This is a genomic window from Shewanella algae, assembly GCF_009183365.2.
In the GTDB taxonomy this organism is placed as follows: domain Bacteria; phylum Pseudomonadota; class Gammaproteobacteria; order Enterobacterales; family Shewanellaceae; genus Shewanella; species Shewanella algae.
Genome location: NZ_CP068230.1, coordinates 254125 through 276478, shown reverse-complemented (window position 1 = coordinate 276478; position 22354 = coordinate 254125). Strand labels below are relative to the sequence as shown.

Below are 22354 nucleotides of genomic sequence, written 5' to 3'. Positions count from 1 at the left end.
AAATCTGTACAAAACCTGGGACTTACAGGTCGTCTGCCAAACTAGCCGGTGGCCAGTTTTCCAGACGCATACCTAGCGACAGTCCGCGAGATGCCAACACATCCTTGATCTCGGTAAGAGATTTCTTACCCAGGTTAGGTGTTTTGAGCAGCTCAACTTCAGTGCGTTGTACCAGATCTCCGATGTAATGAATCGCTTCGGCTTTCAAACAGTTAGCCGAACGTACAGTTAGCTCTAAATCGTCGACAGGACGCAACAGAATCGGATCGAACTCCGGTTTCTCTTCCTTCTGCTCTGGCTCGGTCACATCACGCAGTTCAACGAAGGCATCCAGCTGTTCAGCCAGGATAGTCGCAGAACGACGGATAGCTTCTTCAGGATCGATAGTACCGTTAGTGGTCATATCGATGATCAGCTTGTCCAAGTCAGTACGCTGTTCCACACGAGCTGCTTCTACATTGTAGGCAATGCGAGCAACAGGTGAGAATGAAGCATCAACCAGCAAACGACCGATTGGGCGATCATCGTCTTCGGTTTGTGCACGGGCAGAAGCCGGTACATAACCACGACCACGCTCAACACGGATACGCATGCTGATGTCATTGTTACCAGTCAGATGACAGATAACATGATCCGGGTTCACGATTGTGACATCGCCGTCGTGGGTGATGTCGGCTGCGGTAACAGGGCCTGCGCCGGACTTGCTCAGAGTGAGCATAGCCTCGTCTTTACCCTCGATAATGACTGCCAGCCCTTTCAGGTTCAGCAATATTTCAAGGATATCTTCTTGTACGCCTTCCTTACTGCTGTATTCATGCAGTACGCCGTCGATCTCGACTTCGGTAACCGCGCAGCCGGGCATAGACGACAATAGGATGCGACGCAACGCGTTACCCAAAGTATGACCGAAACCACGCTCGAGTGGCTCCAGAGTCACCTTGGCACGAGTTGGGTTAACCTGCTCGATATCAACGAGACGCGGTTTAAGAAATTCTGTAACAGAACCCTGCATTGTGTCCTCTCTTGTTTGTTAGCCTTACTTAGAGTAAAGCTCGACGATCAGCTGTTCGTTAATTTCCGCAGACAAATCGCTACGTTCTGGCAGACGCTTGAAAGCACCTTCCATTTTTGCGCTGTCGACTTCAACCCATGTAGGCTTCTCGCGTTGAGCAGCCACTTCCAGAGCAGCCTTGATACGGGCTTGCTTCTGTGACTTCTCGCGAATGCTTACAACATCATTCGCAGACACTTTGAATGACGGAATGTTAACAACACGACCGTTGACCATAATTGACTTATGGCTAACCAGCTGACGTGCTTCTGCACGAGTCGCACCAAAGCCCATACGATAAACTACGTTATCCAGACGGGTTTCCAAAAGTTGCAGCAGGTTTTCACCTGTGTTGCCTTTCAGACGTGCAGCCTCTTTGTAGTAGTTACGGAATTGCTTTTCCAGCACACCGTAAATACGACGAACTTTTTGTTTCTCGCGTAACTGCAAGCCATAATCAGACAGACGTGGCTTACGAGCGCCATGCTGTCCAGGTGCTGCTTCCAGCTTACACTTCGAATCGATTGCTCTCACACCGCTTTTCAGGAAAAGGTCAGTACCTTCCCGGCGGCTGAGCTTGAGCTTGGGACCCAAGTATCTTGCCATGATCTTTCTCCAACTATCCTAACGAAACTGCCAATTACACGCGGCGTTTTTTAGGAGGACGACAACCGTTATGAGGGATCGGCGTCACATCAGTGATGTTGGTAATTTTGTAACCAACAGCGTTCAGCGCACGAATGGCTGACTCACGACCTGGACCTGGACCCTTCACGAAAACTTCAAGGTTTTTAACACCATAATCCTGAGCGGCAGTACCTGCGCGCTCAGCTGCCACCTGCGCAGCAAATGGAGTAGATTTACGTGAACCACGGAAACCTGAACCACCTGCAGTCGCCCATGACAGAGCGTTACCTTGACGATCTGTGATAGTAACAATTGTATTGTTGAAAGACGCATGGATATGAGCCATGCCATCAGCAACCTGTTTACGTACGCGCTTACGCGGAGAACGTGACGGAACTTTAGCCATTGTCTACCTTCCCGTTACTTCTTGATTGGTTTACGTGGACCTTTGCGAGTACGCGCATTGGTCTTAGTACGTTGCCCACGGAGAGGCAGGCTACGGCGATGGCGGAGGCCACGATAACAACCAAGGTCCATAAGACGCTTGATGTTCATTGAAACCTCACGGCGTAAGTCACCTTCTACTGAGTATTTGGCAACTTCTTCGCGTAGAGTATCGATTTGAGCTTCGCTCAATTCCTTGATCTTAGCGTCTTCGGCAATGGCTGTAGCCGCGCAGATAGCTTTAGCGCGAGTACGACCGATACCGTAGATAGCAGTCAGTGCAATGACTGTGTGCTTTTGATCAGGAATGTTAATGCCAGCGATACGGGCCACTATGCACTCCTTAAGTTAAAGGCCATCTGTGAAAAGCCCGAAAGGATACTCGACAGATGACTAGTTTGCAAACAATATTTTTGGCCAGCCCAGTTAAGAGCTGGCCAAGATTTTTTAGCCTTGACGCTGTTTGTGTTTTGGTTCAACACAGATAACGCGTACAACGCCACTACGCTTGACGATCTTGCAGTTACGGCAGATCTTCTTCACGGAAGCTCGAACTTTCATTTCATCACTCCGTAAAGCTATCTTATCGACCAAAGCGATCGAGATTCGCTTTGTTCACCAGATTAGCTTTCTTCATCACAGACTCATATTGATGAGACATCATATGGGTCTGAACCTGAGCCATGAAGTCCATGATCACAACTACCATAATCAGTAGTGAAGTACCGCCAAAATAGAACTGTACTTTCCATGCGATTAACATGAACTCCGGAATTAAACAGATAAAGGTAATATACAACGCGCCTGCCAGAGTCAAACGGGTCATCACTTTATCAATGTAACGCGAAGTCTGTTCGCCGGGACGGATCCCGGGAATAAACGCACCGCTCTTCTTCAGGTTATCTGCTGTCTCGCGTGGGTTAAATACCAACGCGGTATAGAAGAAACAGAAGAAAATAATTGCTGCTGCATACAACAGAGAGTACAGCGGCTGTCCGGGAGAAACTGCGAGAGAAACCTCAGACAGCCATTCCATAGACGGATTCTTACCAAACCACTGAGCCAGTGTGCCTGGGAACAGAATAATGCTGGACGCAAAAATTGGCGGAATTACGCCGGCCATATTAACCTTCAGCGGCAGGTGGGTTGACTGCGCGGCAAACACCTTACGGCCTTGCTGACGCTTGGCATAGTTAACGACGATACGACGCTGACCACGCTCCACAAATACCACGAAATAGGTTACGGCAAACACAATCACCGCAATCAACAACAATACCAGTACGTTCAAGTCGCCTTGACGCGCTTGCTCGGCCGTTTGACCGATAGCAGAAGGCAGACCGGCTACGATACCTGCGAAAATCAGGATCGAAATACCGTTACCTATACCACGCTCGGTAATTTGCTCGCCAAGCCACATCAGGAACATGGTTCCGGTGACTAAACTGACGACTGCAACAAAATAGAACTCAAAACCAGGATCGACCACCAGGCCGTTCACCAGATTTGGCAATCCTGTTGCAATACCGATCGACTGGAATGTACCCAACACCAGCGTACCCCATCTTGTATACTGGCTGATTTTCTTGCGTCCTGACTCACCTTCCTTCTTCAGTTCAGCGAGTGCGGGATGCACAACAGTCAGCAACTGCATGATGATCGAGGCCGAAATATACGGCATGATCCCCAATGCAAAAATAGAGGCGCGCTCAAGGGCACCACCCGAGAACATGTTGAACATGCCCAGGATGGTGCTCTTTTGCTGAGCAAAGAGCTCTGCCAATACAGCAGCGTCAATACCAGGAATTGGCACAAATGAACCGGCACGAAACACGATAATTGCGCCAATCACGAACAGGAGGCGAGCTTTCAATTCAGAAAGTCCACCTTTCGCGCTTTTTAAATCAAGTCCTGGTTTTGCCATCGACCTATTATTCCTCGATATTCTCGATCTTACCGCCGGCAGCTTCGATAACTGCGCGTGCACCTTTGGTTACCTTCAGACCTTTTACGGTCACTGGGCGCTCAATGGTACCTGAAAGAACGATTTTCGCAAACTGGATGTTGCGAGTTATTACGTTCGCATCTTTCAGTGCGTTCAGGTCGATAACGTCACCAGTAACTTTTGCCAGTTCGCTCAAGCGAACTTCAGCAGTTACCATAGCGATACGCGAGGTAAAGCCGAACTTAGGCAGACGGATCTTAAGTGGCATTTGACCACCCTCGAAGCCAGGGCGTACACCGCCACCGCTACGAGATTTTTGACCCTTGTGACCGCGACCAGCGGTCTTACCTAAGCCAGAACCAATACCACGGCCTACACGCTTAGGTGCAGACTTAGCGCCTGCTGCTGGAGATAAAGTATTCAGACGCATTTATTAGTCCTCCACCTTTACCATGTAGTAGACCTTATTGATCATACCGCGAACAGCAGGAGTATCTTCCAGCTCAACGGTGTGACCAATACGACGCAGACCAAGACCAGTCAGAGTGGCCTTGTGCTTAGGCAGACGGCCGATAGCACTTTTGGTCTGGGTTACTTTGATAGTTTTAGTAGCCATGGTGCATTACCCCCGAATTTCATCAACATTCAGGCCACGCTTGGCTGCAATCTGCGCTGGTGACTTCATGTGTACCAGAGCGTCAACAGTTGCACGAACGATGTTGATCGGGTTAGTAGAACCGTATGCTTTCGACAGAACGTTGTGAACGCCTGCTACTTCCAATACGGCACGCATTGCGCCACCGGCGATAATACCGGTACCCTCTGAAGCAGGTTGCATATAAACGCGTGAACCAGAGTGGCGACCCTTCACTGGATGGTGCAGAGTGCCTTCGTTCAGGTTTACAGTAACCATGTTGCGACGGGCTTTTTCCATTGCTTTTTGAATAGCAGCTGGAACTTCACGCGCTTTACCATAGCCGTAGCCGATCTTACCATTACCATCACCCACTACAGTCAGAGCGGTGAAGCTAAAGATACGACCACCTTTAACTACTTTAGAAACACGATTAACTGCAATCAGCTTTTCTTGCAGATCGTCTTTTTGCTGAGCTTCTAATTTAGCCATTGTTTTACCCCTTAGAACTGGAGGCCAGCTTCACGAGCGGCTTCTGCAAGAGCAGCAACACGACCGTGATACTTGAACCCAGAACGATCGAAAGCAACAACAGTTACGCCTTTTTCGATCGCGCGCTCAGCAATAGCTTTACCTACTGCTTTGGCCGCATCTACGTTACCGGTGTACTTCAGTTGTTCCTTTACTGCTTTCTCGGCAGTAGAGGCAACAGCCAACACCTGAGCTTCAGGGTTGATTACCTGAGCGTAAATGTGACGCGGTGTACGATGTACAACCAGACGGTTGGCGCCCAGCTCTTGGATCTTCTTGCGAGCGCGAGTCGCGCGGCGCAAGCGAGATGTTTTCTTATCCATATCGCGTTACCTACTTCTTCTTAGCCTCTTTACGGCGTACTTGTTCGTCATCATAGCGAACACCCTTGCCCTTATAAGGCTCTGGTGGACGATAGCCACGAATTTCAGCCGCAACCTGACCAACCAGCTCTTTATCGATACTTTTCAGTACGATGTCTGTTTGGCTTGGGCATTCAGCTGTAACGCCTGCTGGCAATTGATGAACCAGAGGGTGAGAGAAACCTAAGGTCAGGTCAAGAGCGCTGCCGCTAACTTTGGCACGGTAACCCACACCAACCAGCTTCAGCTTCTTTTCGAAACCCTGAGAAACACCAACAACCATGTTGTTGATCAGTGCACGAGCAGTACCAGCCTGTGCCCAAGCGTTAGCAACGCCTTCGACAGGAGAGAACTTGATTTCCGCACCTTCAACAACAACGTTAACTGCGCTGTTGATTACTCGAGTCAGACTACCTTTACCGCCTTTAACGGTAATAGTTTGGTCGTTTAAAGTCACCTCTACGCCGGCTGGAATAGATACTGGTGCTTTTGCTACACGAGACATTCCTAGCTCCTTACGCTACGTAGCAGATAACCTCACCACCCATGCCTGCAAGGCGGGCGGCACGATCAGTCATCAGGCCTTTAGAAGTGGACACAATTGCGACACCCAGTCCGCCCATAACCTTTGGCAGCTCGTCTTTACCTTTGTAAATACGAAGACCAGGACGGCTTACGCGCTGGATAGTCTCAACAACAGGTTGGCCCTGGAAATACTTCAGAGTGATTTCCAGTTCAGGCTTAGCGCCTTCTTCTGCTACGGCGTAGTCAGTGATGTAACCTTCATCTTTCAGCAGCTTTGCGATAGCAACTTTCAGTTTGGCAGAAGGCATCTTCACAGATACTTTGTTAGCAGCTTGGCCGTTACGAATACGGGTCAACATATCCGCAATAGGATCTTGCATGCTCATATTAGCTTACTCCGTGACAAGTGCTTACCAGCTGGCCTTACGCAGACCAGGAACTTCACCACGCATGGTTGCTTCACGCAGCTTGATACGGCTCAGGCCGAATTTGCGCAGGAAACCATGAGGGCGGCCAGTTTGATTACAGCGATTGCGTTGACGCGATGCGCTTGAATCACGTGGTAGAGCTTGCAGCTTAAGAACCGCATCCCAACGAGCTTCGTCAGAAGACTCAGGGCTGCTGATGATAGCCTTAAGAGCTGCACGCTTTTCAGCATACTTGGCCACGAGCTTTGCACGTTTTGCTTCACGTGCCTTCATTGACAGTTTTGCCATTTCGCTACCCCTTATTTCTTGAATGGGAAGTTGAAAGCATCAAGCAAAGCGCGACCTTCTTCGTCAGTATTCGCAGAGGTAGTGATAACAATATCCATACCACGAATCTTATCGACTTTATCGTAGTCGATTTCTGGGAAGATGATCTGCTCGCGCACGCCCATCGCGTAGTTACCACGGCCGTCGAACGACTTAGCGCTCAGGCCACGGAAGTCACGGATACGAGGGATTGCGATGTCAACTAAACGCTCAAAGAATTCCCACATACGCTCACCGCGCAGGGTCACTTTACAGCCAATAGGGTAGCCTTCACGGATTTTAAAACCAGCAACTGACTTACGAGCTACAGTCACAACTGGTTTTTGGCCGGCAATAGCAGTCATATCACGGACAGCATTTTCCATGATTTTCTTGTCAGCTACGGCTTCGCCAACACCCATGTTCAGGGTGATTTTCTCAATCCGAGGGACTTGCATGACACTGGTATAACCGAACTTTTTAGTCAGTTCAGCAACAACAGTCTCTTTGTATCTATCATGCAGTTTCGCCATCGTTTACTCCAGTTACTTAACGAGTTCACTGTTCGATTTGAAGAAACGGACTTTCTTACCGTCTTCGAATCGGAAACCAACACGATCCGCCTTGCCAGTGACAGGGTTAAAGATCGCAACATTAGATGCTTGAATCGGTGCTTCTTTCTCAACGATACCACCAGTCACACCCAGTTGTGGGTTAGGCTTCTGGTGCTTCTTAACGAGATTGATGCCTTCAACAATTAACTTACCGGTAGTAAGTACACGAGTAACCTTACCGCGCTTACCCTTATCCTTACCGGCCAGTACAATTACTTCGTCTTCACGACGGATTTTTGCTGCCATTTTGAAGCTCCTTACAGTACTTCTGGTGCCAGCGACACAATCTTCATGAATTGCTCAGTACGCAGTTCACGTGTCACAGGTCCAAAGATACGAGTACCAATCGGGGCAAGGTTTGCGTTAAGCAATACCGCTGCATTCCGATCGAAGCGAATGACAGAACCGTCTGGACGACGTACGCCTTTCTTAGTACGGACTACCACCGCGTTATACACATCACCTTTCTTCGCTTTAGCGCGAGGAATGGCTTCTTTAACAGAAACCTTGATGATGTCGCCGATACCGGCATAACGACGATGAGAGCCACCCAAGACCTTAATACACTGAACTCTGCGCGCGCCGCTGTTACATGCGACATCGAGAGTCGATTGCATTTGGATCATTTTAAGTGCTCCGCTATCGTTACTACACAATCCCCACCATGGGGCTAAATAAACACCACTTTTGCCGTTCAAATCGGTCAAAAATGGCGCGCAAGTATAACACCATAAATAGAGGATGGATAGTATTAAAAAACAAACGGCCCCGAAAAGGAGCCGTTTACCAGTTAACCTAATTAAAAATTAGGCCTTGCTTACTACTTCAACCAGGGTCCATGACTTGGTCTTGGACAGAGGGCGACATTCGCGAATAGACACGAAATCACCTTCTTTACACTGGTTTTGTTCGTCATGTGCATGGATCTTAGTAGTACGTTTGATGTACTTACCGTAGATTGGGTGCTTAACTTGACGCTCAACAGCTACAGTGATGGACTTGTCCATCTTGTCGCTGATGACTTTACCCTGCAAAGTACGGATTTTCTCAGACATTATGCACCTGCCTTAGAAGTAATAATGGTCTTAACGCGCGCAATGTTACGGCGCACTTGCTTCAGCTGGTGAGTTTGTGCCAGCTGACCAGTGGCGTGTTGCATACGCAGGTTAAACTGCTCACGCAGCAGACCAAGCAGTTCAGCGTTCAATTCCTCAACGCTCTTTTCTCTCAGTTCGCTCGCTTTCATTACATCACCGTCTTAGTTACGAAGGTAGTCTTGATAGGCAGTTTAGCAGCGGCCAGTGCGAAAGCTTCGCGGGCCAGCTCTTCTGAAACGCCATTCATTTCATAGAGTACCTTACCTGGTTGAATCTGACATACCCAGTATTCAACGTTACCTTTACCTTTACCCATACGCACTTCAAGAGGCTTAGAGGTAATTGGCTTGTCAGGGAAAACCCGGATCCAGATTTTTCCTTGACGCTTAACGTGACGTGTCATTGCACGACGGGCAGATTCGATCTGACGTGCAGTCAAACGGCCGCGGCCAACTGCTTTCAGACCAAATGTACCGAAGCTAACTTCAGTACCGTTCGCCAGACCGCGGTTGCGGCCTTTGAACATTTTGCGAAACTTCATACGTTTAGGTTGCAGCATTGCCGGCTCTCCTATTTACCACGAGGCTTGCGCTTAGGTTGCTGCTTCGGCTCTTCGATCTGAGGCATGATACCGTCCAGAACTTCACCTTTGAAGACCCAAACTTTAATGCCGATCACACCGTATTGAGTGTGACTTTCAGAGGTTGAATAGTCGATGTCAGCACGCAGTGTATGCAGAGGCACACGGCCTTCGCGATACCACTCGGTGCGCGCAATCTCAGCGCCGCCTAAACGGCCACTAACTTCAACTTTGATACCTTTAGCGCCCAGACGCATAGCGTTCTGTACCGCACGCTTCATAGCGCGACGGAACATAACACGACGTTCCAGCTGTTGAGCGATTGAATCGGCTACCAGCTTGGCGTCCAACTCAGGCTTGCGGATCTCAGCGATGTTAATTTGCGCAGGAGTGCCAGTAATTTTGGCAACTTCAGCACGCAGAACCTCAACGTCTTCACCTTTCTTACCGATCACAACACCTGGACGGGCAGTGTGAATAGTAACGCGGATGCTTTTCGCTGGGCGTTCGATAACGATCTTAGATACTGATGCGGCTTTCAGCTTCTCTTCGAGAAACTTACGCACTTCCCAGTCGCCGTGCAGATTAGCAGCGTAGTCTGCTTTATCAGCGTACCAGGTAGAGATCCAAGGCTTAGTGATACCCAGACGGATACCATTAGGATGTACTTTCTGTCCCATTGCTCTCTCCTAGCGATCTGATACAACCACAGTAATGTGGCTGGTACGCTTCATGATACGGTCGGCGCGACCTTTAGCACGTGGCATGATGCGCTTCATGGTTGGGCCTTCATCAACGAAGACTTTTCCAACTTTCAGTTCATCAATGTCGGCACCTTGATTGTGCTCAGCATTGGCAATGGCTGAATCCAGTACTTTTTTGACCAGTACGGCGGCTTTCTTGGGGCTAAAGGTCAGGATCTCGAGGGCCTTGGAAACAGGCAGACCGCGGATCTGATCAGCTACCAAACGAGCCTTTTGAGGCGACGTACGGGCAAAACGATGTTTAGCTAAAACTTCCATCTTACTCCTCCCGTATTAGCGCTTCTTCGCTTTCTTATCAGCAGCATGGCCGCGATAAGTGCGAGTTGGTGAGAATTCACCAAGCTTGTGGCCGATCATTTCGTCAGTTACGAACACAGGAACGTGCTGACGACCATTATGGACAGCGATGGTCAAACCAATCATGTTTGGAATGATCATAGAGCGACGTGACCAAGTCTTAATAGGCTTCTTGTCACCTGCTTCCACCGCTTTCTCTACCTTCTTCAGCAAGTGCAGGTCAATGAATGGACCTTTCTTGAGAGAACGTGGCATGGCGAATCCTCTTACTATTTATTACGACGACGTACGATGTACTTGTCAGTGCGCTTGTTACTACGGGTCTTGTAACCCTTAGTTGGCACACCCCATGGAGTCACTGGGTGACGACCACCAGAAGTACGGCCTTCACCACCACCATGTGGGTGGTCTACTGGGTTCATTGCAACACCACGAACTGTTGGGCGTACGCCTCTCCAGCGCTTGGCACCAGCTTTACCCAGCTGACGCAGCATATGCTCGGCGTTACCAACTTCACCCAGAGTCGCGCGGCAATCAACTGGCACTTTGCGCATTTCGCCAGAGCGAAGACGCAGAGTGGCATAAGCGCCATCACGAGCTACAACTTGTACATAAGCACCGGCAGAACGTGCAATTTGAGCACCTTTGCCAGGTTTCATTTCAACAGCGTGAACTACGCTACCAACTGGGATGTTACGCAGTGGCAGGGCGTTACCTGTCTTGATTTCAGCTTCTACGCCAGAAACGATTTTGTCACCAGCCTGCATGCCTTTGGCTGCCAGGATATAGCGACGCTCACCGTCTGCGTACAGTACCAGCGCGATGTGCGCAGTACGGTTTGGATCGTATTCCAGACGCTCAATCTTCGCTGGGATACCATCTTTATCACGTTTGAAGTCAATAAGACGGTAGTGTTGCTTATGACCACCACCAACGTGACGAACAGTGATACGACCAGTGTTGTTACGGCCGCCACTCTTAGATTTTTTCGCCAACAGGCCAGCAAAAGGTTTACCCTTGTGCAGGTCAGTGTTCACCACTTTAACGACGTGGCGACGACCTGGAGAGGTTGGCTTACACTTAATAACTGCCATGAGTAATCTCCTTACGCTTCAGCGCCGACGAAATCGATGTCAGCACCCTCAGCCAGAGTAACATAGGCTTTTTTCCAATCGCTGCGACGACCAGCACGGGCACCGTGACGCTTGGTTTTGCCTTTGTTCACCAGAGTGCGAACTGAATCAACTTCAACTTCAAACAGTTTTTCAACTGCAGCTTTGATCTCTGCTTTAGTGGCGTCGATAGCTACACGGAAAACTACAGTGTTGTTCTTCTCAGCAACCACAGTACTCTTTTCAGAGATGTGAGGCGCCAGAATAACTTTCAGTAAACGTTCTTCGCGGATCATGCCAGCATCTCCTCGATTTGCTTAACAGCATCAGCAGTTACCAGCACTTTGTCGAACGCGATCAGGCTTACTGGGTCGATACCAGCAACATCACGAACATCAACCTTGTACAGGTTGCGAGCTGCCAAGAACAGGTTCTCGTCAACTTCGGAAGTTACAATCAATACGTCTTCCAGACCCATGTCTTTCAGCTTGGCCTTCAGCTCTTTAGTTTTAGGAGCTTCAACAGCAAACTTTTCAACAACGATCAGACGTTCTTGACGTACCAGCTCGGACAGAATGCTCTTCAGAGCGCCGCGGTACATTTTCTTGTTGACTTTCTGGCTGTGATCCTGGGTTTTAGCAGCGAAAGTTACGCCACCGCCACGCCAGATTGGGCCCTTGACACCACCCGCACGAGCGCGGCCAGTACCTTTTTGGCGCCATGGCTTTTTGCCAGAGCCAGTCACTTCAGCGCGAGTTTTCTGAGCACGAGTGCCCTGACGCGCGTTTGCAGCGTAAGCTACAACTACCTGATGAACCAGTGCTTCATTAAAGTCACGGCCGAAGGTAGTTTCGGAAACTTCAAGAGCGCTTTGCGCGTCTTTCAATACCAATTCCATTACTATCTCCTCAGACCTTAGGCTTTAACGGCAGGCTTGATGATCAGGTCGCCATTGGTAGCGCCTGGAACAGCACCTTTAACCAGCAGCAGGTTACGCTCAGCATCTACACGTACTACGTCCAGATTTTGAGTGGTAACACGCTCAGCACCCATGTGGCCTGACATTTTTTTGCCTTTGAATACGCGACCTGGCGTCTGGTTCTGACCGATAGAACCGTTAGCACGGTGCGCCAATGAGTTACCGTGAGTCATATCCTGGGTACGGAAGTTCCAGCGCTTAACGCCACCTTGGAAACCTTTACCTTTTGATTGACCGGTAACATCTACTTTCGCTACGTCAGCGAAGATATCTACGTTCAGCTCAGCACCAACTTCAATGCCTTCGCCTTCACCGTCTGCCAGACGCATTTCCCACAAACCACGGCCGGCGTCAACGCCCGCTTTGGCAAAGTGACCTGCTTCTGGTTTAGTGATGCGGTTGGCTTTTTTGGCACCAGTAGTAACTTGAAGTGCACGGTAGCCGTCGTTTTCCAGAGTTTTCACCTGAGTAACGCGGTTTGCATTTACTTCAATTACAGTAACAGGGATAGACACGCCATCTTCGGTGAAGATGCGGGTCATACCCACTTTACGACCAATAAGACCGATAGCCATCTCTCAAACCTCTTCTAAGGATCTCAATTAACCCAAGCTAATCTGTACGTCGACACCAGCCGCAAGATCCAGACGCATCAGCGCGTCGACTGTCTTCTCAGTTGGCTCTACGATGTCAACCAAACGCTTGTGAGTACGGATTTCGTATTGGTCACGAGCATCTTTATTAACGTGCGGAGAGATCAAAACGGTATAACGCTCTTTGCGCGTAGGCAGTGGGATAGGACCACGTACCTGGGCGCCAGTACGCTTAGCAGTTTCAACGATTTCCGCAGTAGACTGATCAATCAAACGATGATCAAATCCTTTCAAGCGGATACGGATTCTTTGGTTCTGCATTGACCAGAGCTCCTAAAATGGACACATAAAAAATCACCCTCTAGCCATTTCCTTTCTTGGAAAGACAGAGCGAGATGATTTAACCGTTCGACTCCCAATCGGAGTCGCTGTATTTGTGTTTAGCCCCTAGGGCTAAATCAACTTTTGTCGCTTACTCAAGTTAAGCGAGGAGGCTATTATACTCATCCAGTTACGGATTACAAGCCTACTGTCGGAATTATCAACAGCATTAACGCTTCAAAAAGTGGCGCAAATTATACTGACTTTAGCGCTCATTGCCAACCGTTTTTGAGCGACTGACAAGCGGCCAATAAAAAGGCGACCCGGGGGTCGCCTTTTTACGATAGCTTAGATCAGCAATTAAGCGATGATCTTGGCTACAACACCAGCACCAACTGTACGGCCACCTTCACGGATGGCGAAGCGCAGACCTTCGTCCATCGCGATTGGGCAGATCAGAGTTACTGTCATCTTGATGTTGTCACCTGGCATTACCATCTCTACGCCTTCTGGCAGTTCGATAGTACCGGTCACGTCAGTTGTACGGAAGTAGAACTGTGGACGGTAGCCTTTGAAGAATGGAGTGTGACGACCACCTTCTTCTTTAGACAGCACGTAAACTTCTGATTCGAACTTGGTGTGTGGAGTGATTGAACCAGGCTTAGCCAGTACTTGACCACGCTCTACTTCATCACGCTTGGTACCACGCAGCAGGATACCGCAGTTCTCACCGGCACGACCTTCGTCCAGCAGCTTACGGAACATTTCTACACCAGTACAGGTAGTCTTGGTAGTGTCGTGGATACCCACGATTTCTACTTCGTCACCAACTTTGATGATACCGCGCTCTACACGACCTGTTACTACAGTACCGCGACCAGAGATTGAGAATACGTCTTCGATAGGCAGCAGGAATGGCTTATCGATATCACGCTCTGGCTCAGGGATGTAGGTATCCAGTGCTTCTGCCAGTTCGATGATCTTGGCTTCCCACTGAGCATCGCCTTCCAGAGCTTTCAGAGCAGAACCCTGAATTACTGGCAGGTCATCACCTGGGAAATCGTACTCAGACAGCAGTTCACGAACTTCCATCTCTACCAGTTCCAGCAGCTCTTCATCGTCTACCATGTCACACTTGTTCATGAATACGATGATGAAAGGTACACCTACCTGACGAGACAGCAGGATGTGCTCACGAGTCTGTGGCATTGGGCCGTCAGTAGAAGCTACTACCAGGATTGCGCCGTCCATCTGGGCAGCACCGGTGATCATGTTTTTAACATAGTCAGCGTGACCTGGGCAGTCTACGTGGGCGTAGTGACGAGTTGGAGTGTCATACTCGATGTGAGAGGTATTGATGGTAATACCGCGCTCACGCTCTTCTGGAGCGTTATCGATCGCTGCGAAGTCACGCGCCTCACCACCGTAAGTCTTAGACAGTACAGTTGAGATAGCAGCAGTCAGAGTGGTTTTACCATGGTCAACGTGACCAATGGTGCCCACGTTAACGTGGGGCTTGGAACGTTCAAATTTAGCTTTAGACACGATATATTCCTTTCTTTTCAGAAGAGTCCGGCGCTGCCGGACACCATCAATCAAAATAACAGTTAATGCCGTTACCTAAATCAGGTACGAGCTTCGATAACTGCTTTAGCAACGTTTTGCGGCGCTTCAGAGTACTTCAAAAACTCCATGGAGTATGAAGCCCGACCCTGAGTCGCTGAGCGCAAATCTGTTGCATAACCAAACATTTCAGCCAAAGGTACCACAGCTCGAATGATCTTGATACCGGCGACGCCGTCATCCATACCTTCGATAAGACCACGACGACGGTTCAGATCACCTACTACGTCACCCATGTAGTCTTCTGGGGTTGTCACTTCAACCTTCATGCAAGGCTCGAGCAACACAGGGTTAGCTTGCAGCGCCCCCTTCTTGAAGCCCATAGAACCTGCAACTTTGAACGCCATTTCGTTCGAGTCCACATCATGATATGAACCATCGAACAGAGTGACCTTCACGTCCAATACAGGGAAGCCGGCGACAACACCGTTCTTCATCTGTTCTTGGATACCTTTGTCAACCGCAGGAATGTATTCTCTAGGAACTACACCACCAACGATTTCGTTGACAAACTCATAACCGGCACCCTCTTCACGAGGCTCCAGTTTCAGCCAGACATGACCGAATTGACCACGACCACCAGACTGACGCACAAACTTACCTTCCACTTCCACGGCACTGCGGATAGTTTCACGATAAGCCACCTGAGGTTTACCAACGTTACATTCAACGCTGAACTCACGGCGCATACGGTCGATGATAATGTCCAAGTGTAGCTCACCCATACCTGAAATCAGAGTCTGACCCGACTCCTCATCAGTCTCAACCCGGAAAGAAGGATCTTCCATTGCCAGCTTCTGCAGCGCAATGCCCATCTTTTCCTGGTCAGCTTTGGAACGAGGTTCCACAGCAATGGTAATAACCGGCTCGGGGAATTCCATCCGCTCCAGAATTACCTTATGGTCTGGGTCACACAGGGTGTCACCGGTTGTCACATCTTTCAGGCCGATAGCAGCAGCTATATCACCTGCGCGCACTTCTTTCAGTTCTTTACGGTCGTTGGCGTGCATCTGCACGATACGACCGATACGCTCACGCTTCTCTTTTACAGAGTTGTAAACGGCTGAACCCGACTCCAGGACACCTGAGTAAACCCGGATAAAGGTCAAAGTACCCACAAATGGGTCTGTTGCGATTTTGAATGCCAACGCAGAGAAAGGTGCATTGTCATCAGAAACACGCTCAACTTCCTGTTCTCTGTCATCGATGCCCTTAATCGCAGGAACATCAACAGGAGCAGGAAGGTATTCAACAACGGCATCGAGAACTGCCTGTACGCCTTTATTTTTAAAGGCACTACCACAGGTAGCCAGCACAATTTCGTTGTTGATAGTACGTTGACGAAGCGCTTTTTTGATCTCTTCTTCTGTGAGCTCACCTTCTTCAAGGTATTTGTCCATCAGCTCATCAGAAGCCTCTGCGGCACTCTCTACCAGGTATTCGCGCATTTCGGTTGCCTTGGCAAGCAAATGCTCTGGGATCTCTTCGTGAGTGAAAGTCAGGCCCTGGTCTTCTTCATTCCAGTTGATGGCTTTCATCTTGATGAGATCGATAACCCCGCTAAAGTTTTCTTCTGTACCAATATTCAATTGAATAGGTACACAAGTTGCACCGAGACGGTTACGGATCTGTCCTACTACGCGATCAAAGTCGGCACCGGCACGGTCCATCTTATTGACGAACACCAGACGGGGGACATGATACTTGTCGGCTTGACGCCATACGGTCTCAGATTGAGGTTCCACACCAGAAGAACCACAAAAGACCACTACGGCACCGTCAAGTACGCGCAGAGAACGCTCTACCTCAATAGTAAAATCGACGTGACCTGGGGTATCGATGATATTGATACGATGCTCAGTAAACTGGGCATCCATACCTCGCCAGAACGTGGTAACAGCCGCAGAGGTAATAGTAATACCCCGCTCCTGCTCCTGAACCATCCAGTCAGTGGTAGACGCACCGTCATGGGTTTCACCCATCTTGTGGTTTACCCCTGTATAGAACAGGACTCGCTCTGTGGTAGTGGTTTTACCTGCGTCAACGTGAGCACAAATACCTATGTTGCGATAACGCTCAATTGGAGTTGTACGAGCCACGATTATACCCTCTTGACTAAGATAAAAATCTTAGCAATGTCAGAGAAAGCGCGGGCAATCCCGCGCCCGATATTACCAACGGTAATGAGCAAACGCTTTGTTGGCTTCTGCCATACGATGCACGTCTTCGCGCTTCTTAACGGCAGTACCTTTGTTTTCGGAAGCGTCCAGCAGTTCACCTGCCAGGCGCAGAGCCATAGATTTTTCACCACGCTTACGAGCAGCTTCAACCAACCAGCGCATCGCCAGTGCGTTACGACGAACTGGGCGAACTTCACATGGAACCTGGTAAGTAGAACCACCAACACGGCGAGACTTAACCTCTACCGCTGGGCGAACGTTTTCCAGGGCTGCTTCAAGGATAACCAGATGCTCTTCGCCTTTCTTATCGGCGACAACATCCAGTGCTTTGTAGATAATTTTTTCAGCAGTCGACTTTTTGCCGTCCTGCATAATGACGTTGATGAACTTAGCCAGCAACTCACTTTGAAACTTTGGATCAGGTAGGATCTTACGTTGTCCTACTACGCGACGTCTTGGCATAACTATTCTCCGTATGCTTCAGGTATTTCCAAAACTGGAATTTATATTTAGCTTGGCCTTACTTAACGGAAAACCATTAAGACTTAGGACGCTTAGCACCGTACTTAGAACGAGCTTGGCGACGTGAAGTCACACCAGCACAGTCCAGGGCGCCACGAACAGTGTGATAACGCACACCAGGTAAGTCTTTAACACGACCACCACGGATCAGGATTACACTGTGTTCCTGCAGGTTGTGGCCTTCACCGCCGATGTACGAAGTTACTTCGAAACCGTTGGTCAGACGCACACGAGCTACTTTACGTAGTGCAGAGTTAGGTTTTTTTGGAGTAGTGGTGTACACACGAGTACAAACACCACGCTTTTGTGGGCACGCGTTCAACGCAGGCACGTTAGTCTTTTCGACTTTAGGTGCGCGAGGCTTACGTACCAACTGGTTTACAGTTGCCATGTATAGCTCCGAATCAGTTGATTTCAACTCAACAATAAGGTGTGAAAAATCTAATCCCACAATAGTGGGACGCGGAATTTTAGAAAGGTAAGGCTTGGCTGTCAAGAAATAGCCAACTTTTGCAGCGTATTCCAATGAAAAAGGCGCCTTTCGGCGCCTTTTATAACATCTATGCTACTTATTCCTGACTACCAGCCAGGTTCAACAGATCGGCCAGGTTCTGTTCGGCTTCGCTGGCGCTGATGCTAGGTGCTTCAGTCGCTACTTCACCGCGGGCCTGGTTACGGTTGTTGTGGTAAGCATAACCGGTACCAGCCGGGATCAGACGACCTACGATCACGTTCTCTTTCAGACCGCGCAGGTTATCACTCTTACCGCCTACTGCCGCTTCGGTCAGTACGCGAGTGGTTTCCTGGAACGAGGCCGCAGAGATGAAGGACTCAGTCGCCAGAGAGGCTTTGGTGATACCCAGCAGTTCGCGTTCGAACTTGGCCGGAATCTTGCCCTGCTCTTCCAGTTCGCGGTTAGCGATCTTGACGCGGGACACCTCAACCTGCTCCCCTTCGAGGAACTCAGAATCACCGGCTTCAGTGATCAGACACTTACGCAGCATCTGGCGAATGATCACCTCAATGTGCTTGTCGTTAATCTTCACACCCTGCAGACGATATACGTCCTGTACTTCATTCACAATGTAGTTGGCTACGTTGTGGATACCGCGCAGACGCAGAATATCGTGAGCAGACTCTGGACCATCGGCGATCACTTCACCGCGTTCGACTTTTTCACCTTCGAACACGTTCAGGTTACGCCATTTAGGGATCATCTCTTCGTATGGGTTACCGCCTTCAGCAGGGGTAATGACCAGACGACGCTTACCTTTGGTCTCTTTACCGAAGGAGATAGTACCGCTGATCTCAGCCAGAATCGCCGGCTCTTTTGGCTTACGGGCTTCGAACAGGTCAGCAACCCTTGGCAGACCACCGGTAATATCGCGAGTCTTGGACGATTCCTGAGGAATACGAGCCAGTGCATCACCGACGCTGATCTGAGCATTATCTTCCAGGTTTACGATCGCATTGCTGGGCAGGAAGTACTGCGCAGGTACGTCGGTACCAGGAATGGTCAGGTCATTACCGTTTTCGTCAACCAAACGGATCATTGGACGCATTTCTTTGCCGGCGCTTGGGCGCTGGGCCACATCCAATACCACGATAGAAGACAGACCGGTCAGCTCGTCGGTTTGACGCGAGATGGTGACACCGTCAATCATCTGCTCAAACTTCACATAACCCGCCACCTCAGTGATGATTGGGTGAGTATGTGGATCCCAGTTAGCGATAGTCTGGCCAGCTGTAACTTCGGCGCCTTCCAGCGTTTCCAGCACAGTACCGTAAGGCACCTTGTAGCGCTCTTTCTCACGGCCCAGTTCATCGATAATCGCCAGCTCGGACGAGCGCGATACGATAACCAGCTTGCCATCGCTGTTCTTAACGAACTTGGCGTTATGCAGCTTCAGGTTACCGGCGTTCTTCACCTGAACGTTGTTTTCTGCAGAAGCCCTGGATGCCGCACCACCGATGTGGAAGGTACGCATCGTCAGCTGTGTACCAGGCTCACCGATTGACTGAGCAGCGACAACCCCGATTGCTTCACCTTGGTTAATCAGGTGGCCTCGGGCCAGGTCACGACCGTAACACTTGGCACAAACACCGAAGTCGGTATCACAGGAGATCACAGAGCGAACTTTAACTTCGTCAACACTGTACTCTTCCAGCTTGTCACACCATGCTTCATCCAGCAGAGTGTTACGTGGCGCCAGGACTTCGTCGGAACCAGGATAGTAAACATCCTCGGCAACAACACGACCCAGTACCCGCTCACGGAGCGGCTCAACCACGTCACCACCTTCAATCAGCGGCTTCATGATCAGACCTTCGTGAGTACCACAGTCATCTTCGATAACAACCAGATCCTGAGCAACATCCACCAGACGACGAGTCAGATAACCTGAGTTCGCAGTCTTAAGTGCGGTATCCGCCAGACCCTTACGAGCACCGTGAGTAGAAATAAAGTACTGCAGTACGTTCAGACCTTCACGGAAGTTCGCCACGATGGGCGTTTCGATGATAGAGCCGTCTGGCTTGGCCATCAGGCCACGCATACCCGCCAACTGACGGATCTGAGCGGCACTACCACGAGCGCCTGAGTCGGCCATCATGTAGATGCTGTTGAAGGAAGCCTGTTTCTCTTCTTCACCGTCGCGGTTGATAACCACTTCGGAAGACAGGTTTTCCATCATCGCCTTGGAGACTTTCTCGTTGGCGCTGGCCCAGATATCGATAACCTTGTTGTAACGCTCACCGGCAGTAACCAGACCAGACTGGAACTGTTCCTGGATTTCCAGAACTTCGGCTTCTGCGTCGGCAACCAGCTTGTACTTGGCTTCCGGGATTTCCATATCGTTGATACCGACAGAGGCACCAGAGATAGTGGCGTATTGGAAACCTGTGTACATCAGTTGGTCAGCAAAGATAACAGTATCTTTCAGACCCAGCTGACGGTAGCAGGTGTTCAGCAAACGGGAGATCTGCTTCTTGCCCATGTTCTGGTTAACCAGATCAAAAGACATACCGGCTGGCAAGATCAGTGACAACAGAGCACGACCTACTGTGGTGTCGACAATGCGGCGCTGCTGGGTGCGTTCACCATTCTCATCGATATGAGTTTCGGTGATACGAACTTTAACCCGGGCGTGCAGCTCGGCGGCACCAGTGCGATAGGCTTTCTCGGCTTCGGCAACAGACTCAAAGGCCATACCTTCACCGCGGCCATTTACGCGTTCACGGCTCATGTAGTACAGACCCAGTACCACGTCCTGAGAAGGAGTGATAACCGGCTCACCGTTGGCAGGCGACAGAATGTTGTTGGTTGACATCATCAACGCACGGGCTTCCAGCTGGGCTTCCAGCGTCAGAGGCACGTGTACCGCCATTTGGTCACCGTCGAAGTCGGCGTTATAGGCCGCACACACCAGTGGGTGCAGTTGAATCGCTTTACCTTCGATCAGTACAGGTTCGAACGCCTGGATACCCAAACGGTGCAGTGTTGGTGCACGGTTCAGCATCACAGGGTGTTCGCGGATCACTTCATCCAGTACGTCCCAAACCTCGGCAACTTCACGCTCAACCATCTTCTTGGCGGCTTTGATGGTAGTGGCCAGGCCACGACCTTCCAGCTTGCCGTAGATAAATGGTTTGAACAGTTCCAGCGCCATTTTCTTCGGCAGACCACACTGGTGCAGACGCAGAGTTGGGCCCACGGTAATTACCGAACGGCCTGAGTAGTCAACACGCTTACCCAGCAGGTTTTGACGGAAACGACCTTGCTTACCCTTGATCATGTCGGCCAAGGACTTTAGAGGACGCTTGTTGGAACCGGTAATGGCACGACCGCGACGACCGTTATCCAGCAGGGCATCAACAGATTCCTGCAGCATACGCTTTTCGTTGCGAACTATGATATCCGGAGCAGCCAGATCCAGCAGACGCTTCAAACGGTTGTTACGGTTGATCACGCGGCGATACAGATCGTTCAGATCTGAAGTCGCGAAACGGCCGCCGTCCAGTGGAACCAGAGGACGCAAATCAGGTGGCAGAACCGGCAGCACCTTGAGGATCATCCACTCTGGCTTGTTGCCTGAATGGTAGAAGGCCTCAACCAGCTTCAACCGCTTGGTGACTTTCTTGCGACGGGTCTCAGAGTTGATAGATGGCAGCTCTTCGCGCATCTGCTCAACTTCTTTCTCCAGATCGATAGCGCGCAGCAGTTCCAGAACCGCTTCGGCACCCATCTTGGCTTCAAACTCGTCACCATACTCTTCCAGCGCATCCAGGTAGGTTTCTTCGGTCAGCATTTGACCGCGCTCCAGGCTGGTCATGCCTGGCTCGATAACCACATAAGATTCGAAGTAGAGTACCCGCTCAATATCACGCAGAGTCATGTCCAGCATCAGACCGATACGGGATGGCAGTGACTTGAGGAACCAGATGTGGGCAACTGGGCTGGCCAGTTCGATGTGGCCCATACGCTCACGACGTACTTTGGTCTGGGTCACTTCAACGCCACACTTCTCACAGATCACACCGCGGTGCTTGAGACGCTTGTACTTACCGCACAGACACTCGTAATCTTTGACCGGGCCAAAGATACGGGCACAGAACAGGCCTTCACGCTCAGGCTTGAATGTACGGTAGTTGATGGTTTCAGGCTTCTTAACTTCACCAAATGACCAAGAACGGATCAGATCAGGCGACGCCAGGCCGATCTTGATGCCTTCAAATTCTTCAGTCTTGCTTTGCTGTTTCAGAAACTTTAATAAGTCTTTCACGTTTCTCTCCTGAAGGAGTTAAACCCGGTGCCCCGCTC

The 22354-nt window shown here is 50.0% G+C and carries 32 protein-coding genes; all 32 read right to left on the bottom strand.

What is annotated here, in order from left to right; translation table 11 throughout:
- Positions 1-22 precede the first annotated feature (22 nt).
- The 32 genes from E1N14_RS01340 to rpoC all read right to left on the bottom strand — a co-directional run bounded on the left by E1N14_RS01340 (position 23) and on the right by rpoC (position 22316).
- A complete protein-coding gene (locus tag E1N14_RS01340) occupies positions 23-1012 on the bottom strand; it encodes a DNA-directed RNA polymerase subunit alpha (protein WP_025011980.1) in 990 nt (329 codons plus the stop codon).
- Positions 1013-1036: 24 nt separating this feature from the next.
- Positions 1037-1657: a 30S ribosomal protein S4 gene (gene rpsD, locus E1N14_RS01335; RefSeq protein WP_025011979.1), complete on the bottom strand. Its 621-nt coding sequence runs from the start codon at positions 1655-1657 to the stop codon at positions 1037-1039.
- Positions 1658-1691: 34 nt separating this feature from the next.
- Positions 1692-2084 (bottom strand): 30S ribosomal protein S11, encoded by a 393-nt coding sequence (rpsK, locus tag E1N14_RS01330; protein WP_025011978.1) that lies wholly within the window; start codon positions 2082-2084, stop codon positions 1692-1694.
- Positions 2085-2098: 14 nt separating this feature from the next.
- Positions 2099-2455 carry a 30S ribosomal protein S13 gene (rpsM, locus tag E1N14_RS01325; protein WP_025011977.1) on the bottom strand — a complete coding sequence of 119 codons (357 nt, stop codon included), beginning with the start codon at positions 2453-2455 and terminating at the stop codon, positions 2099-2101.
- A 114-nt stretch (positions 2456-2569) separates the two neighbouring features.
- Positions 2570-2683: a 50S ribosomal protein L36 gene (rpmJ, locus tag E1N14_RS01320; protein ID WP_006083579.1), complete on the bottom strand. Its 114-nt coding sequence runs from the start codon at positions 2681-2683 to the stop codon at positions 2570-2572.
- A gap of 22 nt (positions 2684-2705) precedes the next feature.
- Positions 2706-4046 carry a preprotein translocase subunit SecY gene (gene secY / locus E1N14_RS01315; protein WP_025011976.1) on the bottom strand — a complete coding sequence of 447 codons (1341 nt, stop codon included), beginning with the start codon at positions 4044-4046 and terminating at the stop codon, positions 2706-2708.
- 7 nt (positions 4047-4053) lie between these two features.
- Positions 4054-4497: a 50S ribosomal protein L15 gene (gene rplO / locus E1N14_RS01310; protein ID WP_025011975.1), complete on the bottom strand. Its 444-nt coding sequence runs from the start codon at positions 4495-4497 to the stop codon at positions 4054-4056.
- A gap of 3 nt (positions 4498-4500) precedes the next feature.
- Complete coding sequence (gene rpmD, locus E1N14_RS01305) at positions 4501-4683, bottom strand: 50S ribosomal protein L30 (RefSeq protein WP_025011974.1); 183 nt, start codon at positions 4681-4683, stop codon at positions 4501-4503.
- A 6-nt stretch (positions 4684-4689) separates the two neighbouring features.
- Complete coding sequence (gene rpsE, locus E1N14_RS01300; RefSeq protein WP_025011973.1) at positions 4690-5193, bottom strand: 30S ribosomal protein S5; 504 nt, start codon at positions 5191-5193, stop codon at positions 4690-4692.
- A gap of 11 nt (positions 5194-5204) precedes the next feature.
- Complete coding sequence (gene rplR / locus E1N14_RS01295; RefSeq protein ID WP_025011972.1) at positions 5205-5555, bottom strand: 50S ribosomal protein L18; 351 nt, start codon at positions 5553-5555, stop codon at positions 5205-5207.
- Between the two features lie 10 nt (positions 5556-5565).
- Entirely contained in the window at positions 5566-6099 is a 534-nt protein-coding gene (gene rplF, locus E1N14_RS01290) for a 50S ribosomal protein L6 (protein WP_025011971.1), read from the bottom strand.
- 10 nt (positions 6100-6109) lie between these two features.
- Complete coding sequence (gene rpsH / locus E1N14_RS01285; RefSeq protein ID WP_025011970.1) at positions 6110-6505, bottom strand: 30S ribosomal protein S8; 396 nt, start codon at positions 6503-6505, stop codon at positions 6110-6112.
- A 24-nt stretch (positions 6506-6529) separates the two neighbouring features.
- Positions 6530-6835: a 30S ribosomal protein S14 gene (rpsN, locus tag E1N14_RS01280; protein ID WP_025011969.1), complete on the bottom strand. Its 306-nt coding sequence runs from the start codon at positions 6833-6835 to the stop codon at positions 6530-6532.
- Positions 6836-6846: 11 nt separating this feature from the next.
- On the bottom strand, positions 6847-7386 hold the full coding sequence (gene rplE / locus E1N14_RS01275) for a 50S ribosomal protein L5 (RefSeq protein ID WP_025011968.1): 540 nt from the start codon (positions 7384-7386) through the stop codon (positions 6847-6849).
- 12 nt (positions 7387-7398) lie between these two features.
- Positions 7399-7713, bottom strand: a complete 315-nt coding sequence (gene rplX, locus E1N14_RS01270) for a 50S ribosomal protein L24 (RefSeq protein ID WP_025011967.1) — start codon at positions 7711-7713, stop codon at positions 7399-7401.
- An 11-nt stretch (positions 7714-7724) separates the two neighbouring features.
- Positions 7725-8093 carry a 50S ribosomal protein L14 gene (rplN, locus tag E1N14_RS01265; protein ID WP_011494644.1) on the bottom strand — a complete coding sequence of 123 codons (369 nt, stop codon included), beginning with the start codon at positions 8091-8093 and terminating at the stop codon, positions 7725-7727.
- Between the two features lie 180 nt (positions 8094-8273).
- Complete coding sequence (gene rpsQ / locus E1N14_RS01260) at positions 8274-8522, bottom strand: 30S ribosomal protein S17 (protein ID WP_025011966.1); 249 nt, start codon at positions 8520-8522, stop codon at positions 8274-8276.
- The gene (gene rpmC / locus E1N14_RS01255) at positions 8522-8713 is read right to left on the bottom strand and encodes a 50S ribosomal protein L29 (RefSeq protein ID WP_011758342.1); all 192 of its coding nucleotides are present in this window, start codon (positions 8711-8713) and stop codon (positions 8522-8524) included. Before rpmC ends, rpsQ begins: the two co-directional genes overlap by 1 nt.
- Positions 8713-9123, bottom strand: a complete 411-nt coding sequence (rplP, locus tag E1N14_RS01250; protein ID WP_025011965.1) for a 50S ribosomal protein L16 — start codon at positions 9121-9123, stop codon at positions 8713-8715. Before rplP ends, rpmC begins: the two co-directional genes overlap by 1 nt.
- A gap of 11 nt (positions 9124-9134) precedes the next feature.
- Positions 9135-9824: a 30S ribosomal protein S3 gene (gene rpsC / locus E1N14_RS01245; protein ID WP_025011964.1), complete on the bottom strand. Its 690-nt coding sequence runs from the start codon at positions 9822-9824 to the stop codon at positions 9135-9137.
- Between the two features lie 9 nt (positions 9825-9833).
- Positions 9834-10166 carry a 50S ribosomal protein L22 gene (gene rplV, locus E1N14_RS01240; RefSeq protein ID WP_025011963.1) on the bottom strand — a complete coding sequence of 111 codons (333 nt, stop codon included), beginning with the start codon at positions 10164-10166 and terminating at the stop codon, positions 9834-9836.
- A 15-nt stretch (positions 10167-10181) separates the two neighbouring features.
- On the bottom strand, positions 10182-10460 hold the full coding sequence (gene rpsS, locus E1N14_RS01235; RefSeq protein WP_025011962.1) for a 30S ribosomal protein S19: 279 nt from the start codon (positions 10458-10460) through the stop codon (positions 10182-10184).
- Positions 10461-10474: 14 nt separating this feature from the next.
- Complete coding sequence (rplB, locus tag E1N14_RS01230) at positions 10475-11299, bottom strand: 50S ribosomal protein L2 (protein ID WP_025011961.1); 825 nt, start codon at positions 11297-11299, stop codon at positions 10475-10477.
- An 11-nt stretch (positions 11300-11310) separates the two neighbouring features.
- The gene (gene rplW / locus E1N14_RS01225; protein ID WP_025011960.1) at positions 11311-11613 is read right to left on the bottom strand and encodes a 50S ribosomal protein L23; all 303 of its coding nucleotides are present in this window, start codon (positions 11611-11613) and stop codon (positions 11311-11313) included.
- On the bottom strand, positions 11610-12215 hold the full coding sequence (gene rplD / locus E1N14_RS01220) for a 50S ribosomal protein L4 (protein WP_025011959.1): 606 nt from the start codon (positions 12213-12215) through the stop codon (positions 11610-11612). The genes rplW and rplD overlap by 4 nt, the downstream gene beginning before the upstream one ends.
- A 17-nt stretch (positions 12216-12232) precedes the next feature.
- The gene (gene rplC, locus E1N14_RS01215; protein ID WP_025889970.1) at positions 12233-12871 is read right to left on the bottom strand and encodes a 50S ribosomal protein L3; all 639 of its coding nucleotides are present in this window, start codon (positions 12869-12871) and stop codon (positions 12233-12235) included.
- A gap of 27 nt (positions 12872-12898) precedes the next feature.
- The gene (rpsJ, locus tag E1N14_RS01210; RefSeq protein ID WP_011635639.1) at positions 12899-13210 is read right to left on the bottom strand and encodes a 30S ribosomal protein S10; all 312 of its coding nucleotides are present in this window, start codon (positions 13208-13210) and stop codon (positions 12899-12901) included.
- Between the two features lie 360 nt (positions 13211-13570).
- A complete protein-coding gene (gene tuf / locus E1N14_RS01205) occupies positions 13571-14755 on the bottom strand; it encodes an elongation factor Tu (RefSeq protein ID WP_071239068.1) in 1185 nt (394 codons plus the stop codon).
- A gap of 80 nt (positions 14756-14835) precedes the next feature.
- Positions 14836-16932, bottom strand: coding sequence for an elongation factor G (fusA, locus tag E1N14_RS01200; protein ID WP_025012040.1), 2097 nt, complete (start codon positions 16930-16932; stop codon positions 14836-14838).
- Positions 16933-17004: 72 nt separating this feature from the next.
- Positions 17005-17475 (bottom strand): 30S ribosomal protein S7, encoded by a 471-nt coding sequence (gene rpsG / locus E1N14_RS01195; protein ID WP_025012041.1) that lies wholly within the window; start codon positions 17473-17475, stop codon positions 17005-17007.
- Positions 17476-17551: 76 nt separating this feature from the next.
- A complete protein-coding gene (gene rpsL, locus E1N14_RS01190) occupies positions 17552-17926 on the bottom strand; it encodes a 30S ribosomal protein S12 (RefSeq protein ID WP_025012042.1) in 375 nt (124 codons plus the stop codon).
- A gap of 178 nt (positions 17927-18104) precedes the next feature.
- Positions 18105-22316: a DNA-directed RNA polymerase subunit beta' gene (gene rpoC / locus E1N14_RS01185; protein WP_044733357.1), complete on the bottom strand. Its 4212-nt coding sequence runs from the start codon at positions 22314-22316 to the stop codon at positions 18105-18107.
- Positions 22317-22354: the final 38 nt, after the last annotated feature.

Bases quoted from the DNA above. Each gene is read 5' to 3' on its own strand.
- E1N14_RS01340 (WP_025011980.1), bottom strand. From the start codon at position 1,012: ATGCAGGGTTCTGTTACAGAATTTCTTAAACCGCGTCTCGTTGATATC.
- rpsD (WP_025011979.1), bottom strand. From the start codon at position 1,657: ATGGCAAGATACTTGGGTCCCAAGCTCAAGCTCAGCCGCCGGGAAGGT.
- rpsK (WP_025011978.1), bottom strand. From the start codon at position 2,084: ATGGCTAAAGTTCCGTCACGTTCTCCGCGTAAGCGCGTACGTAAACAG.
- rpmJ (WP_006083579.1), bottom strand. From the start codon at position 2,683: ATGAAAGTTCGAGCTTCCGTGAAGAAGATCTGCCGTAACTGCAAGATC.
- secY (WP_025011976.1), bottom strand. From the start codon at position 4,046: ATGGCAAAACCAGGACTTGATTTAAAAAGCGCGAAAGGTGGACTTTCT.
- rplO (WP_025011975.1), bottom strand. From the start codon at position 4,497: ATGCGTCTGAATACTTTATCTCCAGCAGCAGGCGCTAAGTCTGCACCT.
- rpmD (WP_025011974.1), bottom strand. From the start codon at position 4,683: ATGGCTACTAAAACTATCAAAGTAACCCAGACCAAAAGTGCTATCGGC.
- rpsE (WP_025011973.1), bottom strand. From the start codon at position 5,193: ATGGCTAAATTAGAAGCTCAGCAAAAAGACGATCTGCAAGAAAAGCTG.
- rplR (WP_025011972.1), bottom strand. From the start codon at position 5,555: ATGGATAAGAAAACATCTCGCTTGCGCCGCGCGACTCGCGCTCGCAAG.
- rplF (WP_025011971.1), bottom strand. From the start codon at position 6,099: ATGTCTCGTGTAGCAAAAGCACCAGTATCTATTCCAGCCGGCGTAGAG.
- rpsH (WP_025011970.1), bottom strand. From the start codon at position 6,505: ATGAGCATGCAAGATCCTATTGCGGATATGTTGACCCGTATTCGTAAC.
- rpsN (WP_025011969.1), bottom strand. From the start codon at position 6,835: ATGGCAAAACTGTCAATGAAGGCACGTGAAGCAAAACGTGCAAAGCTC.
- rplE (WP_025011968.1), bottom strand. From the start codon at position 7,386: ATGGCGAAACTGCATGATAGATACAAAGAGACTGTTGTTGCTGAACTG.
- rplX (WP_025011967.1), bottom strand. From the start codon at position 7,713: ATGGCAGCAAAAATCCGTCGTGAAGACGAAGTAATTGTACTGGCCGGT.
- rplN (WP_011494644.1), bottom strand. From the start codon at position 8,093: ATGATCCAAATGCAATCGACTCTCGATGTCGCATGTAACAGCGGCGCG.
- rpsQ (WP_025011966.1), bottom strand. From the start codon at position 8,522: ATGTCTGAGAAAATCCGTACTTTGCAGGGTAAAGTCATCAGCGACAAG.
- rpmC (WP_011758342.1), bottom strand. From the start codon at position 8,713: ATGAAAGCGAGCGAACTGAGAGAAAAGAGCGTTGAGGAATTGAACGCT.
- rplP (WP_025011965.1), bottom strand. From the start codon at position 9,123: ATGCTGCAACCTAAACGTATGAAGTTTCGCAAAATGTTCAAAGGCCGC.
- rpsC (WP_025011964.1), bottom strand. From the start codon at position 9,824: ATGGGACAGAAAGTACATCCTAATGGTATCCGTCTGGGTATCACTAAG.
- rplV (WP_025011963.1), bottom strand. From the start codon at position 10,166: ATGGAAGTTTTAGCTAAACATCGTTTTGCCCGTACGTCGCCTCAAAAG.
- rpsS (WP_025011962.1), bottom strand. From the start codon at position 10,460: ATGCCACGTTCTCTCAAGAAAGGTCCATTCATTGACCTGCACTTGCTG.
- rplB (WP_025011961.1), bottom strand. From the start codon at position 11,299: ATGGCAGTTATTAAGTGTAAGCCAACCTCTCCAGGTCGTCGCCACGTC.
- rplW (WP_025011960.1), bottom strand. From the start codon at position 11,613: ATGATCCGCGAAGAACGTTTACTGAAAGTTATTCTGGCGCCTCACATC.
- rplD (WP_025011959.1), bottom strand. From the start codon at position 12,215: ATGGAATTGGTATTGAAAGACGCGCAAAGCGCTCTTGAAGTTTCCGAA.
- rplC (WP_025889970.1), bottom strand. From the start codon at position 12,871: ATGGCTATCGGTCTTATTGGTCGTAAAGTGGGTATGACCCGCATCTTC.
- rpsJ (WP_011635639.1), bottom strand. From the start codon at position 13,210: ATGCAGAACCAAAGAATCCGTATCCGCTTGAAAGGATTTGATCATCGT.
- rpsG (WP_025012041.1), bottom strand. From the start codon at position 17,475: ATGCCAAGACGTCGCGTAGTAGGACAACGTAAGATCCTACCTGATCCA.
- rpsL (WP_025012042.1), bottom strand. From the start codon at position 17,926: ATGGCAACTGTAAACCAGTTGGTACGTAAGCCTCGCGCACCTAAAGTC.